General features: G+C 55.4%; 13 protein-coding genes. 3 read left to right on the top strand and 10 right to left on the bottom strand.

The features are described from left to right. The first annotated feature begins 210 nt into the window (after positions 1 to 210). Positions 211 to 2,253 carry an amidohydrolase gene (locus tag ACR0KN_RS06200; protein WP_480652185.1) on the top strand — a complete coding sequence of 681 codons (2,043 nt, stop codon included), beginning with the start codon at positions 211 to 213 and terminating at the stop codon, positions 2,251 to 2,253. A 321-nt stretch (positions 2,254 to 2,574) separates the two neighbouring features. Here ACR0KN_RS06200 and ACR0KN_RS06195 read toward each other — a convergent pair whose 3' ends face one another. The 10 genes from ACR0KN_RS06195 to ACR0KN_RS06150 form a co-directional block, all read right to left on the bottom strand. Then, positions 2,575 to 3,837 (bottom strand): alpha/beta fold hydrolase, encoded by a 1,263-nt coding sequence (locus ACR0KN_RS06195; protein WP_480652183.1) that lies wholly within the window; start codon positions 3,835 to 3,837, stop codon positions 2,575 to 2,577. Positions 3,838 to 4,578: 741 nt separating this feature from the next. Beyond that, a complete protein-coding gene (gene ureG, locus ACR0KN_RS06190) occupies positions 4,579 to 5,208 on the bottom strand; it encodes an urease accessory protein UreG (RefSeq protein WP_480652181.1) in 630 nt (209 codons plus the stop codon). Next, positions 5,205 to 5,858 carry an urease accessory protein UreF gene (locus tag ACR0KN_RS06185; protein WP_480652179.1) on the bottom strand — a complete coding sequence of 218 codons (654 nt, stop codon included), beginning with the start codon at positions 5,856 to 5,858 and terminating at the stop codon, positions 5,205 to 5,207. Before ACR0KN_RS06185 ends, ureG begins: the two co-directional genes overlap by 4 nt. Beyond that, entirely contained in the window at positions 5,842 to 6,294 is a 453-nt protein-coding gene (gene ureE, locus ACR0KN_RS06180; protein WP_480652177.1) for an urease accessory protein UreE, read from the bottom strand. The genes ACR0KN_RS06185 and ureE overlap by 17 nt, the downstream gene beginning before the upstream one ends. Positions 6,295 to 6,322: 28 nt before the next feature. Continuing rightward, entirely contained in the window at positions 6,323 to 6,547 is a 225-nt protein-coding gene (locus ACR0KN_RS06175; protein WP_170475573.1) for a hypothetical protein, read from the bottom strand. A 121-nt stretch (positions 6,548 to 6,668) separates the two neighbouring features. Continuing rightward, a complete protein-coding gene (gene ureC / locus ACR0KN_RS06170; RefSeq protein WP_480652175.1) occupies positions 6,669 to 8,429 on the bottom strand; it encodes an urease subunit alpha in 1,761 nt (586 codons plus the stop codon). Beyond that, on the bottom strand, positions 8,404 to 8,736 hold the full coding sequence (locus ACR0KN_RS06165) for an urease subunit beta (protein WP_010437454.1): 333 nt from the start codon (positions 8,734 to 8,736) through the stop codon (positions 8,404 to 8,406). Before ACR0KN_RS06165 ends, ureC begins: the two co-directional genes overlap by 26 nt. Then, the gene (locus ACR0KN_RS06160) at positions 8,733 to 8,894 is read right to left on the bottom strand and encodes a hypothetical protein (RefSeq protein ID WP_010437456.1); all 162 of its coding nucleotides are present in this window, start codon (positions 8,892 to 8,894) and stop codon (positions 8,733 to 8,735) included. Before ACR0KN_RS06160 ends, ACR0KN_RS06165 begins: the two co-directional genes overlap by 4 nt. Positions 8,895 to 8,912: 18 nt before the next feature. Next, the gene (locus ACR0KN_RS06155) at positions 8,913 to 9,215 is read right to left on the bottom strand and encodes an urease subunit gamma (RefSeq protein ID WP_010437457.1); all 303 of its coding nucleotides are present in this window, start codon (positions 9,213 to 9,215) and stop codon (positions 8,913 to 8,915) included. Position 9,216: 1 nt separating this feature from the next. Beyond that, on the bottom strand, positions 9,217 to 10,014 hold the full coding sequence (locus tag ACR0KN_RS06150; protein ID WP_480652172.1) for an urease accessory protein UreD: 798 nt from the start codon (positions 10,012 to 10,014) through the stop codon (positions 9,217 to 9,219). A 414-nt stretch (positions 10,015 to 10,428) separates the two neighbouring features. Between ACR0KN_RS06150 and urtA the strand changes: the two genes are divergently transcribed. Together urtA and urtB are read left to right on the top strand one after the other, a co-directional pair. Further along, a complete protein-coding gene (gene urtA, locus ACR0KN_RS06145; RefSeq protein ID WP_480652170.1) occupies positions 10,429 to 11,709 on the top strand; it encodes an urea ABC transporter substrate-binding protein in 1,281 nt (426 codons plus the stop codon). 61 nt (positions 11,710 to 11,770) lie between these two features. Beyond that, a complete protein-coding gene (gene urtB / locus ACR0KN_RS06140) occupies positions 11,771 to 13,723 on the top strand; it encodes an urea ABC transporter permease subunit UrtB (protein ID WP_480652168.1) in 1,953 nt (650 codons plus the stop codon). Position 13,724 lies beyond the last annotated feature (1 nt).

Genomic DNA, 13,724 nt, shown 5'->3' with positions numbered 1-13,724 from the left:
GACCAGTTCGGGACAGCTCATATCCCCAACCAAAACTGTCAGATGACCACTGTGAGCCCAAAGCAGTCGGGGTCAGTCGCTAAATCAGAACATCATTTTGACTTAGAAACTTGGCCCGCAATCCAAGATCGGCATTAATTTTCCTTTCTGCCTTAGATCATCTCGATGCTAGGCTCAGACAAATATCGTCTTACTGAGCATCGAAAAATTATGACCAAATTGAATGTTACCCGCCGCACTGCAATGACCATCCTTGGCAGCGCGTCAATGATCGCTATTTCTCATGCCACGTCTGCTCAAGCGGCTTCGTCATTGCAGGATTTTGGAAGCCAGCTTCAAACACTGCCCGAAATCACTGTTTACACAGCGCAGCGCGTCATCACCATGGAGGACAACGACCCTGCTATCAACGCGGTTGCCGTGGTCGGAGACCGTATTCTGGCCGCCGGTCCGCGCGACACACTCGTTGACCGGATTGGTTCGCAGCCGTTTCGACTGGACGATCAATTCTCCGAGAAAGTCATTATCGCCGGTTTGATAGACCAGCACGTGCATCCTTTCCTCGCCGGATTGACCCTGACCTCCGAGATCATATCCATCGAGGATTGGAACATTCCGACTGGCTTTTCGAAGGCCGCCGAGGATGAGGCGGATTATAAGTCTCGTTTGCAAGCCGCCGAAGCGGTAATGGATGATCCCGACGCTTTGTTGCTGACATGGGGGTATCACCACTTCTTTCATGGCGAGATCAGGCGCGCGCAACTCGACGAGATCAGCAGCACGCGCCCAATCATTATAGTCCACCGATCTGCGCACGAGTTGATCCTTAACACTCCCGCATTGGAGTTGCTGGGCATCACCGAAGACTTTGTTAATGGCTTTGCGGGGCTCGCGCTTGAGCAATCGAGCTTTGAAGACGGGTATTTCTTTGAGGCAGGAATGTTCGCCGTTCTTCCGGCGGTCGCACCCGTATTGGCAACTCCTGAACGCTTGGGCGCGGGCCTTAGACTGGCCCGAGAGTACATGCACCGTTCTGGCGTCACTGTTGCCGCAGAACCGGGAGGTGTGCTGTCTCGACCTCTGCAGGATGCAACCAACGCGGTTTTTTCAGGACCCGATACCCAACTCAGGACCTATTTCATACCTGACGGGAAATCCCTGGCTGCCTTGCACTTTCAAAATGGTTCGATGGTTGAAGAGACCGAAAAACTGCTGGACTGGGGTGTAGGTAAGACGGCGTTCATGCCGAAGCAGGTGAAACTCTTCGCGGATGGCGCGGTCTACAGTTTGGCCATGCAGGTCTCGGAGCCTTATGTGGGTGGCGATTTCCACGGCGAGTGGATCATGCAACCCGACGAGTTCAATCCCGTATTCGATGCATATTGGGACGCGGGTTACCAAATACATGTTCATCAGACCGGCGACCTTGCTGTCGATTTGATTTTGGACGCCGTCGAGCGAAACATGCGCCGGATGCCGCGAGCTGATCACCGCACGACATTGGTTCACTTTGGTTATGCGAGAGAAGATCAAACAAAACGGATCGCTGAGTTGGGCTGCATCGTCAGCGGCAATCCATACTACGTAACCGCGCTGTCAGATCGATATAGCGAGCTTGGACTTGGTCCAGAACGTGCAGATGACATCGTGCCCCTTGGGCCAATTAAGGCCAACGGCATTCCCATCTCATTCCATTCTGATGTACCAATGGCTCCTGGTGAACCGCTATTCCTTGTTTGGGCTGGCGTAAACCGAACGACCTTCTCCGGCCGTGTCGCAGGCCCAGAACACCGCCTGTCGGTCGAAGGCGCTTTGCGGGCTGTGACTATTGATGCAGCCCAGTCCTTGCGATTGGAGGATGAGGTTGGCTCTATCGCTCCCGGCAAGTTGGCAAACTTCACCATCCTTGAAGAAGACCCATTCGAGGTGGAAACCTACAAGATTAAGGACATCGGTATCTGGGGTACCGTACTTGAGGGTGACATTTTTCCAGTGTCAGACGACTTCGATCTCGACCGCGCTTCATTATCGCCAACCCGGGATACAATAAATCCGCCAACAAAGCCGCTGTATGCGCTTGCTGATGTATCGGGCATCGCCCAGAAAGGCATGCTTGCCGGATGCTCGTGTTGCGCTTCACCCGTATCTCAGTCGTGCACGACATCTGCGGCGGGGCAAATCTCTGCAGTTAGCTGTTGCGGGACCAATGCGTTGGGGTGGGCCGTCGTGTCCGAATGGGCCTCCAAAGTTTAGATTAGAGCCAAGTTGAGATCGCGTAATCAAGTGTCCGGAATGTCCGCAACTCTGCCGTTCAGCAGATTTCGGCGAAAGTCCGCTGCCGTTCAAATACAGAACTTCGGGCGAAATTTCTCGGAATGACCACCAATAATGACCGCTATCCTTTCCTAAACCGTCATCTGACTGAAAGACTCAGATGACTGTATTGAGCCCATAGCAGCCGTTGCCAGGGAAACTGGATGCTGCGATTGCATTTTGCAGCTCCGGGCCTTTTAATGACGACCGTATGTCTCGCGGCGACCGGCCGGTTCGTGTAAGGACTGCGATCTTAGCGAGTCATAGTCCATCAAGAAATTTTTCGATTTCCGCTAGGGCTTTGGGCCACGCGGGATCGTATTCCGGCATTGTGTTGTTCGTGGTTTCGATACCAACAAAGCGAGCATTCTCAATGCCTGAGGCCAGCATCCTGCCTTGATCAACACTATGCATCCTGTCTCTTCTGGCGTGAAGAACCAGAGCAGGACAAGAGATTTGTGGCAACATATCGGTGATGTCGACCCCTGCGACCAGAGGGCCAATTCGCTGCCAATCCTGGTGATCCATCGCCAACTTCATGAATTCTGCATAGGACCGCTGATCGTGAGGACTAGCAGCCGGAGAAAATGACTGGGCCATCAAGTCTCTCGCTGACGGGTAATCATCATTCCAACCCTCTAAGCTCATATCCATCATTGCTTGCCCAAGGGCGGCAATGCCCGGTTGGGAGCGCACTTCCAACCCTTGCGCGAAACCACCCAACAACACCAGACCTGAAACACGATCGGGACGTAGCGCAGCAAAGGCTGCGGCCACAGTAGCCCCGAAAGAAATGCCGAACAAAGGCAAGCGTTCAATTTTGGTGTCGTTAAGTACGGCCTCTACATCTTCCACTATCCGGCTCAACGAGACATCCTGCACACCTCTCTCGGACAAACCGTTATTGCGGCCATCAAAACGGTAAAGGCAGTAGCTTTGAGACAGCAATGGTAGCCAGCCGGCAATGGTGTTCATTGTCCAGTCATATTCCAGATGCCTGAGCCAGTTCGGCGCCACCAGCAGCTTTCTTCCTTCGCCGGCTGAGGTCCAGGCCAGAGTCGTTCCATCCTTTGACTTTGCAAACCTGATGTTTTGGGACGCGGCTTGACGCTTTTTCTTCGCTCGTTTGATGTCGCCTTCAAAGTCGATAGAAAAGGCTTCGATGGGATTTGGTACCCCCTTAAATCGCAAAGAACTTTCAGGCCGCAATGCGATGCTAAGCGAGGTCCCTGCGACATCAGCAGTTGTCTTGCTGACAAGACAATTCCCGGGCTGAGCAGTTGCCTGAAGGCGCGAGGCCACATTTACGGCATCCCCAAACAAATCGGTGCCGTTGGGCATGACATCACCAACATGAATACCGGCGCGTAGTGAAAGATCTTCACTTCGCATTTGCTTTAGAATATCGCTTGCCGCATTGATTGCATCGGTGGCTGCATCAAACTTGACCAGAGCTCCGTCACCCAGAAATTTGAAAATTCGTCCAGAGTTGCCTTTCACCGCCGGCTTGATGATTTCGACCAAAATGCGTTGCAATGCAAGGAAGGTAGCATCAGCATCCTCCGACATACGTCGCGTGTAATCGACCACGTCCAGACACAAGACTGCTGAGGTTTTCCTTTTCATCCGTCTGTGCGACCTCACGTTGCTAAAACTAATCCAAACTCTGGTTAATCAAACGTAATCTCCTTTGGTATTATTACTCCGGCTGCCGATGTCGGTCCATCATTCGAATTGGGTAACCAAGGTTGGGCCCAGCTGAATTACCGCTTCGTCGCGGTCTTTATCGAGTGATTGTGGGGAGCGGAGGCTTTGGCGGGCCGGGCCGCGGCATCATCACCAAGTATTCAATGACAAGAAAGGGCTGAGAATTGCCGTTTGCAATGCAGCGATCAACGGCGGTTTACTCTGCGAGGCAGCCTTTCTTACTTGTTCCGCAGAACGGCCATCAGTCAACCAGAGATCGCTTCACATAAAACCGCTTCAGCGATGTTCACGGTTTGCTATGGCGCTTGCAATCATCCGATGGTTTCGAAAACTTGCCATTTGATGCGCTGCTTACTTATAACTGGGATACGCAACACGTGGACCAAGGAAAAGGTTTTGCTTACCAGTTTTTGTTAAAAATGCCGCGGTGAATTTCGTTTGCAGTTTGCCTGCAAACAAAAACAAAAAACATCCAGACAAATACGAAAATGATGATCGTGCTTTCGGTTTCTCCAATCGGCTTTGGGCATCGATAACTTGGCCTCTTCATCCCAGGGACTAACTCGCATTCGAAACCTCTAAACCTCCCCCTTTCACAAGCAGATCCACAATTTCGTCGACCCCGCTTCTGTGGCGAAGTGACGAGAACAAGAAAGGCCGTCCTTTACGCATCATTTTCGCATCACGTTCCATAACCTGCAGCGAAGCGCCAACATGCGGCGCAAGGTCGGTCTTGTTGATTACAAGGATGTCCGATTTCGTAATCGCCGGCCCGCCTTTCCTGGGGATTTCCTCACCTGCGGCGACATCGATCACGTAGATGGTCAGATCCGCCAGTTCCGGGCTGAATGTGGCCGATAGATTGTCGCCTCCGCTTTCGATCAAAACAACGTCGAGATCCGGATGGCGTGTCTGCATTTCCGCGACAGCGGCCAAATTGATCGAGGCGTCTTCGCGAATTGCTGTATGCGGGCAACCACCCGTTTCGACGCCGATGATCCTATCCTGCGGCAGGATCTGCATGCGCATCAGCGCTTCCGCATCCTCCTGTGTATAAATGTCATTGGTAATAACACCCACCGAGCAGACATCGCGCAACGCCTCAGACAAGGCGGCGGTTAAAGTGGTTTTCCCGGCGCCTACCGGACCACCAATACCTACGCGAAGCGGGCCGTTCATACTTGTCATGTGCGGAATATCCTCGAATATTGTGTTTCGTGTTTCATGGACGCGATGTCCGCCAAAAACGTGGTAGAGCTTAACTCGTCCAAACTTGTCTTTTGTGCTCTTTCAGCAATCTGGGAACACAGCGGCGTCAGTTGGCGGATCAGCCTTTGAGCATCAGTCTGTCCCAGTGGCACAAGGCGCGTCGCACATGCGACAAGGTTGCTTGCGAATGCTTGCAGAAACATCTTGGTCGTCAGCAGCAAGGGAAGGTTTTGTAGTCTTGCGGCCCGTCCAATTGAGACAGGGTAGGTGAACTGTCCAAGGTCCAATTCCCAGACACCTTTGGTGATATTTCCGAAGGCCTGTCCCAGCAAATCGGTTTCCATGAGCCTTTCGGATGTCGCGCAAAAGGCCCGTGCCGTGACATCGACGTCGATCAGTTCATCTTTGTCCCGCGCATTGTAGGCCGCCACGACGAACAGAACATCATTCCACCCAGAGCCATGTTCCAGCACATCTGAAATCCAGGCATCGGTGTCCTGAGAATTCGCGACAGCTCCGTGGTCAATCGCTGCCTCAAGCCCGTGAGAGTAGGCAAATCCCCCCACAGGATAGGCGGGTGACAGCCATTGGATCAGTGTCAGGACATCGGCGTCAGTGGGTGTGGCCATGGGTCCTGCCGTGGCCATAGGCTCCGCCTTCGGGGGTAAACGGCTCGTGCACCTCTCGCACGGTAGCCCCTATTCTGAGAAGCATGTCTCGGATAACGTGATCGACCTGGATCAACAGGCGATCCCTTTCGACCTGGCAAGGCGTATGGCGATTGCCGATATGCCATGCGATGCGCGTCAGGTCCGGGGCAGTTACCTCCAGCAAAGCTTCGGGTGCAGCCTGTATTTCCACTTCGCGACCGTCATCCAAGATTAACGCGCCGCCGTGGTTCAATGAGGTTGTTTGCGCCAGATCGATAAGGATCTGCTCGCCACTTTCACAGGTAAGAACCTTGCGGCGCAAAAAGCGGTCATCATAAGTCAAAGACAAGCAGTCTGTCGGATCGCCGTGTGAGTGATCCGAATATTGGCGGGCAGTGCAGAGCAGGGCGGTCATACCATCGCCTCCTCTGCATTGGGAACGATCAGAGCCAGATCGAATCCGCAAAGACCCGGTGCACGATCCGTTCGCGCGTCAGACCACGGTTTTTCAGCTCTTCGTCGCTGAGCGATTGCAGAAATTCGACTTGCCTGACACGCGATTGGGCTTGGGCCAAGCTGATCAAAGCCGAGTAGATGGATGACCCGATGGATGCGATCAGACCGGGCAGCGAAAAGCGTGAGTTTGTCTGTGTTGCTGAGTGTGCCATTTGAACCCTCGTAAACGGTGGTCCTCCCATGGGGTTTAATATTTGTCATGTCGGCCTCACTTAGTAGAGCGTGTTTGGTCATTTCTGCCTTGCATGTGCCGCAACGCAGCACACTTTTTGATCAGAATAAAAAGTATCGCTGTGCCATGGGCAGCGTATCGGCGGGTTGGCAGGTTAGCAGTTCGCCATCTGCCCGGACCTCGTAGGTTTCGGGGTTAACTTCGACATGCGGCGTCGCGTTGTTCAGCAGAAGATCCTGCTTGCCAATTTCTCGTGTGTTTTGGACGGCGACGGTCTGCTTTGCCAATCCCAGTGTATCACCGATCCCATCCGCATGGGCCGCCTGCGAGACAAATGTGGTCGCCGAGTTTTCCACCGACCGTCCGTAAGCGCCAAACATTGGGCGACTATAAACCGGCTGCGGTGTTGGGATCGACGCGTTGGGATCGCCCATCTGCGCGCAGGCTATGGTGCCGCCCAGCAGAACCATCTCGGGCTTCACACCGAAAAAGGCCGGGTTCCAAAGAACGAGGTCGGCGCGTTTGCCTTCTTCGATACTGCCAATCTCGTGGCTCAGGCCATGTGCAATGGCCGGGTTGATGGTGTATTTCGCAATATAGCGGCGGACGCGAAAGTTGTCGTTCTCACCGGTTTCCTCGGGCAGGCGCCCGCGCTGTTTCTTCATCTTGTCCGCGGTTTGCCACGTGCGGATCAAAACCTCTCCGACCCGACCCATGGCCTGACTGTCTGACGCGATAATGCTGAATGCGCCCATGTCATGCAGGATATCCTCGGCCGCAATCGTCTCGCGCCGGATACGGCTTTCGGCAAAGGCCACGTCCTCAGGGATGGATTTATCGAGGTGGTGACAGACCATCAGCATATCCAAATGTTCCTCGACCGTGTTCACGGTGAAGGGCCGCGTCGGGTTCGTCGAAGACGGCAGAACGTGGTTCTCGCCGCAGATCTTGATGATATCCGGGGCGTGGCCACCGCCCGCACCTTCGGTGTGGAAGGCGTGGATTGTGCGACCCTTTATGGCCGCCACGGTGTTTTCGACAAAGCCTGATTCATTGAGTGTGTCGGTGTGGATCATAACCTGTACATCCATCGCGTCTGCCACCGACAGGCAGCAGTCGATGGCGGCAGGGGTGGTGCCCCAATCCTCGTGCAGCTTCAGAGCGCAGGCACCGGCTTTGACCTGCTCTTCAAGAGCTGCGGGCAGCGAGGCATTGCCCTTGCCTGCAAACGCTAGATTCATCGGAAAAGCATCAGCCGCTTGCATCATCCGCCCGATATGCCATGGGCCAGGGGTGCAGGTGGTCGCCAACGTTCCATGCGCCGGACCGGTGCCGCCACCCAGCATAGTGGTCAAGCCGGAATGCAACGCGTCTTCGATCTGTTGCGGGCAAATGAAGTGGATATGACTGTCGAACCCACCTGCGGTCAGAATGCGACCTTCGCCTGCAATGATCTCGGTACCGGGACCGATGATGATGTCCACGCCGGGTTGAGTGTCGGGGTTCCCGGCCTTGCCGATCCTGGCGATACGCCCGTCTTTCAACCCCACATCCGCTTTGTAGATGCCGGAGTGATCGACGATCAGCGCGTTGGTGATCACCGTATCCACCGCCCCTTCGGCTCGCGTGAACTGAGATTGCCCCATCCCATCACGAATGACTTTGCCACCGCCGAACTTGACCTCTTCCCCGTAAACGTCTTCGCGGTGGCCGGTTTCGCTGAAACGGGCTGCCGTTGCGCGCTCAACAATCAGATCTTTCTCGACCTCGATTATCAGATCCGTATCTGCCAATCGTACTTTGTCGCCGACCGTGGGGCCGAACATGGAGGCATAGTCACTCCGGCTGATCTTGCCCGGCATCTTTCAAAGCCCCCATGATGTGCATATTGAAACCGTAGATGTGACGGCGCCCGTCATATGGCACCAGAATAACCTCGCGAGTCTGACCCGGCTCAAATCGCACGGCAGTACCTGCAGGGATGTCTAATCGCATCCCCAAGGCCGCATAGCGATCGAAATCCAAGGCGGAGTTCGCTTCGGCGAAATGGTAATGGCTACCGACCTGCACGGGTCGATCACCGGTATTGGCGACAACAACAAGACGACTGCTGCGTCCTGCGTTGAGCGTCAGTGAACCCTCGGCGGGTATGATCTCACCGGGGGTCATTTTGGCAGCTTCATTATCACCGTGATGGCGATGACCGCTATCAATGCTAGCCCTGCTGCAAGCAGGGCATAGTCACTGCTATGAGCGTGAACATGGGTGTCCGAATGGGCCACGGCCGGACTAGCCAGAATAAGAGCGGGAAACAGCATGCGGTACATGGGAAACTCCTCTGAAGTTTAACGAATAGGGTTATGAACAGTCACAAGCTTGGTGCCGTCCGGGAAAGTGGCTTCGACCTGCACCTCGTGGATCATCTCGGGCACGCCTTCCATGCATTGGTCGCGGGTGATCACTTCAGCCCCGGACTGCATCATGTCGGCGACTGAACGGCCGTCGCGCGCGCCCTCGACCACGGCGTCGGTGATCAGGGCGATAGCCTCGGGGTGGTTCAGTTTGACGCCGCGGTCCAGCCGTTTGCGGGCGACCTCGGCGGCCATGGCGACCAGCAGTTTGTCTTTTTCACGAGGTGTCAGGTTCATGTCAGAGCATCCAGCATCGGGGGAGGGTGTCTTTGTTCAGTTTGCGAAGAACCGGAATTAACGTCCGGCGAAGGGTAAAGCTGTTTTCGGCCAGAACCCGCGTGACGAGCAGGTCACTGCCGAGCAGGGTTGCCCCGGCGTCCTCGGGCAGCAATTGGCGAACAGAATCCAGATGACCCTCGGCTGCCTTCGACGCAAAGACGATCAGCGCCATCGCTCCCGCGCCATTCGCAATATGCGGCCGGGACAAATGCTTATGCCAGTCACCAGAGAACCGGATCGCATCCAAAAAAACCGGCGTCCCTGCGCGCCGAATCTCAATCCGATCGCGCAAACGAATGTCGGTCAGCGTCTCACCCATGGCGGCGCGTCCGAAGATCAGCGGCTCGACCATCAGCATCTCGGCATCCGGTGCAATATCAATCCTGAGGCGTCGATCCAATGCGCTGCCATTGAACAGAATGGTCTCTTGCGGCAACCAGTTCAAACGGGCCCCAACTCCGGCCGTCAAAAGATTGGTAATCTGGCCACATTCGGCGGGTTGGGCCCTATAGGCCCGCTCGCAGGCTTGAGTTGTCAAGGTCAGCGCCGTACCTTCCGCTGCCTTGCCAGAAAATCGGAACGAATCCCCTCCGGTTACGCCGCCTGCAGTATTTAGGAGAACCGCATCAAGATCAGATGTCGTGGTTCTTGGAAACAGGCATTTAAATGACCCGGACTGGTGAAACGTGTCCAGCACCGTCTTTTTGCCCAGTTTCTTGGTGCTCAGGCTGACGGCACCTGCAGCACGTGGCGGCACCGCGCTGTGCGTGGGCAATATGACTGCAGCTTGTGTAATAGGGCACCTTTAGAGCGTCGGATCGTGCCACTTGTTTCTCTGTTGAGGCGTCGGAACTCTAATCTACAGTGTCGAAATCTGAATATTTCCATGTCGTGTGGCTAAATTTTAGACAGTGGTGTCAGCGTGAGATCAAAAAATGGGCACATCTCACTGATTCCCAGAATTGAGGCAAACGTACGTTGCCAAGCATGCTGCAATGCAGAAACCGTATGGGTGCCACCGCGGAAAGAATTCGTAGGGTGTGTGACGGCTGCGCGAATTGGACCTCGATCACAACCGCCACACGGAACGCAACAACAGTTGCGGGGATCAGGTAGATGAAGAATGCGCAATTGCGCAAGCCTTCTCTGCTGGCCTCGCCAGGAGAATTAGATGAAATCGCTCAAATCCACGCTCGCCGGATCAGTAGTATTTGCTGCCATGGCCACCGCTGCGCTGTCGGCCGAAGACACTATTAAGGTCGGAGTACTGCATTCGCTCTCGGGTACGATGGCAATCTCGGAAACGACGCTGAAAGACACAATGCTAATGCTGATCGATCAACAAAATGCCAAGGGCGGTTTGTTGGGCAAGCAGCTTGAGGCCGTTGTAGTGGATCCCGCATCGGACTGGCCTTTGTTCGCGGAAAAAGCGCGTGAGCTTCTCACTGTGCATGAAGTTGATGTGATTTTTGGCAACTGGACTTCGGTCAGTCGTAAGTCAGTCCTGCCGGTGATCGAAGAACTGAACGGCCTTCTATTCTATCCGGTACAGTATGAGGGTGAAGAAAGCTCGAAAAACGTCTTCTACACCGGAGCGGCCCCGAACCAGCAGGCGATCCCTGCGACCGACTATTTCCTGGAGGAACTGGGGGTCGAGAAATTCGCTCTGCTCGGCACAGACTATGTCTACCCCAGGACTACCAACAATATCCTTGAAAGCTATCTGAAGCAGAAGGGTATTGCTGATGACGATATCTTCGTCAACTACACGCCTTTCGGCCATTCCGACTGGTCCAAGATCGTGGCTGACGTGGTCGCGCTGGGCGCGGATGGCAAGAAAGTCGGTGTGATCTCGACCATCAATGGTGACGCCAATATCGGGTTTTACAAGGAACTGGCAGCGGCTGGTGTGTCGGCAGATGACATTCCGGTCGTGGCCTTCTCGGTCGGTGAGGAAGAACTGTCCGGTCTGGATACCACGAACCTCGTCGGTCACCTTGCCGCTTGGAACTACTTCCAATCGGCCGACACTGACGTCAACGCAGAGTTCGTTGAGACATGGAAAGCCACCATGGGTAATGAACGCGTGACCAACGATCCGATGGAAGCGCATTACATCGGCTTCAACATGTGGGTAAACGCCGCGACCGAGGCCGGCACGACCGAAGTCGATGCTGTACGCGCGGCGATGTACGGGCAGGAGTTCCCGAACCTGACCGGTGGCACTGCTGTGATGTTGCCGAACCACCACCTCGCCAAACCGGTTCTGATCGGCGAGATTCAGGAAGACGGCCAGTTCGATATCATCAGTGAGACTGATGTCGTGCCGGGTGACGCGTGGACTGATTTCCTTCCGGAGTCGGCGGTGCTGGTCTCGGATTGGAAAGAGCTGGGCTGCGGTATGTACAACACCGAGACCAAAACCTGCGTTCAGACCCTGTCGAACTACTAACCGACACGCAAGGCGGGTTTGTTCGCCCGCCTTGCCACAAGAGACATTCGGGTTTCACCACATGGTACGACTATTCCTTGCGGGCCTCGCAATTCTGTGCGCCTGCCTGACCGCCAACGCGCAAGAGGCCGGTCTGCAACCGATCCTGCAAGAACATCAGGAGATCATCGCCAAAAGCTCGCGCAAGACGATCAAACCAGCGATCGATGCAATTGCATCGAGCGGCTTGCCTCAGGCGCAAGTGATGCTTGAGACGTGGGCCGCCAAGAATATGTGGATGCGCCAGTCTGACGGTCTGTTCTTTTCTGGCCAGAAAGGTGAGGGGCGGTCGTATGAATTGACCGACTTCGACACCGGAGAAGTCGTCGGCACGTTCGAGAAAACCGAGCTTAAGCAGTTGAAACCCAACAGCGGTATCCGCGCGATGATCGGAACGGCTTTGGTGCAGTTCCAGTTGACCGATCCGGATCGCGCGAAACGTCTGGCGGCCCTGCAATCCATCCAGCGCGATCCCGAAGGTGCTCTGCTAGAACCCCTGCGCGCGTCCATTGAAGCTGAACCAGACGCGGCGTTGAAAGCGCAAAAACAGCGGCTGGAACGGTTGCTGACCATTAGATACGACGCGGATATTTCGGCCCGAGTGGCCGCTATTGAAGAGATGTCCGATGATCTAGGGGTCGATGTCCGCGCGGCGCTGAACCCTCTGGTCGTGACCAAACTGCAAACGGCGGCAGACCTGCCGTCCGACGTGAATATCGCCAATCTCCTGCAACCCGGATCGCATGACCTATCGCGTGATGCGGCCTATGATCTGCTGGTTGCCATCGACCTGGCCGCGCCGCGTGTATCAACCGATGACATTCGCGCGGCATTGGCCGCCAATATCGACGGAGGTCGCGTGGGAGGTATTCCGGTCGTGCAACTGAACACCGACGCCGCCCGCGTGCAGGCGTATGCGGAATTAGCTGAAGCCCGAACCGTTCCGGCGTTGATCACGCAAACTGATGTCGACATCGCGCTGGACTCCCATGTGTTCTTTGAAATCTATGCAGAGCCGTCGTCCGAAGTGACCGCAGCAGCCAAGAAGGCACTGGAGCAGATCGAGCTGAAGGTCGGCCTGAACCAGACGCTCGACCTGACGCTGGACGCGATCTCACTGGCGTCGATCTATTTCCTTGCCGCCATTGGTCTGGCCATCACCTTCGGCGTGATGGGCGTGATCAACATGGCCCATGGCGAGTTCATCATGATGGGCGCATATACCGGCTACGTGGTGCAGCAGTTCATTCCCAACCATACGCTGTCGGTCATCGTCGCCATTCCGATGGCCTTTGCCGTAACCTTCGCCATGGGCGTCGCGATGGAGCGGCTGGTGATCCGCTGGCTTTATGCCCGTCCTCTCGAGACGCTGCTGGCGACGTTCGGTATCTCGATTGCGCTGCAACAACTGGCCAAGAACATCTTTGGAACGCAGGCCCGCCCACTGACCGCACCCGGATGGCTGGATGGGGCGTGGGTGCTGAACGATGTGGTCTCGATCAGCTACATCCGCATCGCGATCTTTGTGCTTGCGATGATCTTTCTGGGACTGTTCCTCTACATTATTAAGCGCACGCGGCTCGGGCTTGAGATGCGCGCGGTGACGCAGAACCCGCGCATGGCGGGGTCGATGGGGATCAATCCGGGGCGCGTGAATATGCTGACCTTCGGGTTGGGCTCGGGTATCGCCGGGATCGCCGGGGTTGCGATTGGTCTGTTCGCTAAGGTCACCTCGGACTTGGGCAGCGACTATATCGTTCAAAGCTTCATGACCGTGGTTGTCGGCGGCGTCGGCAATATTTGGGGTGCGCTGGCGGGTGCCGGAATGATCGGCTTTCTGCAAAAAGGGATCGAGTGGATGAACCCGTCGAACACTCTCGCGGCCCAAACCTACATGATCATCTTCATCATCATTTTCATCCAATTCCGGCCGCGGGGCATCATCGCCCTCAAAGGCCGCGCCGCGGGGGATTGAG

It is taken from the genome of Ruegeria sp. AP7 (assembly GCF_056539905.1).
The sequence above is the reverse complement of the archived record's forward strand: the minus strand, read 5'-3'. Positions and strand labels throughout refer to the sequence as shown.

What these genes read in the sequence shown, in the direction of transcription:
- ACR0KN_RS06200 (WP_480652185.1), top strand. Translation starts at nt 211, where the DNA reads ATGACCAAATTGAATGTTACCCGCCGCACTGCAATGACCATCCTTGGC.
- ureG (WP_480652181.1), bottom strand. Translation starts at nt 5,208, where the DNA reads ATGACAAGTATGAACGGCCCGCTTCGCGTAGGTATTGGTGGTCCGGTA.
- ACR0KN_RS06185 (WP_480652179.1), bottom strand. Translation starts at nt 5,858, where the DNA reads ATGGCCACACCCACTGACGCCGATGTCCTGACACTGATCCAATGGCTG.
- ureE (WP_480652177.1), bottom strand. Translation starts at nt 6,294, where the DNA reads ATGACCGCCCTGCTCTGCACTGCCCGCCAATATTCGGATCACTCACAC.
- ACR0KN_RS06175 (WP_170475573.1), bottom strand. Translation starts at nt 6,547, where the DNA reads ATGGCACACTCAGCAACACAGACAAACTCACGCTTTTCGCTGCCCGGT.
- ureC (WP_480652175.1), bottom strand. Translation starts at nt 8,429, where the DNA reads ATGCCGGGCAAGATCAGCCGGAGTGACTATGCCTCCATGTTCGGCCCC.
- ACR0KN_RS06165 (WP_010437454.1), bottom strand. Translation starts at nt 8,736, where the DNA reads ATGACCCCCGGTGAGATCATACCCGCCGAGGGTTCACTGACGCTCAAC.
- ACR0KN_RS06160 (WP_010437456.1), bottom strand. Translation starts at nt 8,894, where the DNA reads ATGTACCGCATGCTGTTTCCCGCTCTTATTCTGGCTAGTCCGGCCGTG.
- ACR0KN_RS06155 (WP_010437457.1), bottom strand. Translation starts at nt 9,215, where the DNA reads ATGAACCTGACACCTCGTGAAAAAGACAAACTGCTGGTCGCCATGGCC.
- urtA (WP_480652170.1), top strand. Translation starts at nt 10,429, where the DNA reads ATGAAATCGCTCAAATCCACGCTCGCCGGATCAGTAGTATTTGCTGCC.
- urtB (WP_480652168.1), top strand. Translation starts at nt 11,771, where the DNA reads ATGGTACGACTATTCCTTGCGGGCCTCGCAATTCTGTGCGCCTGCCTG.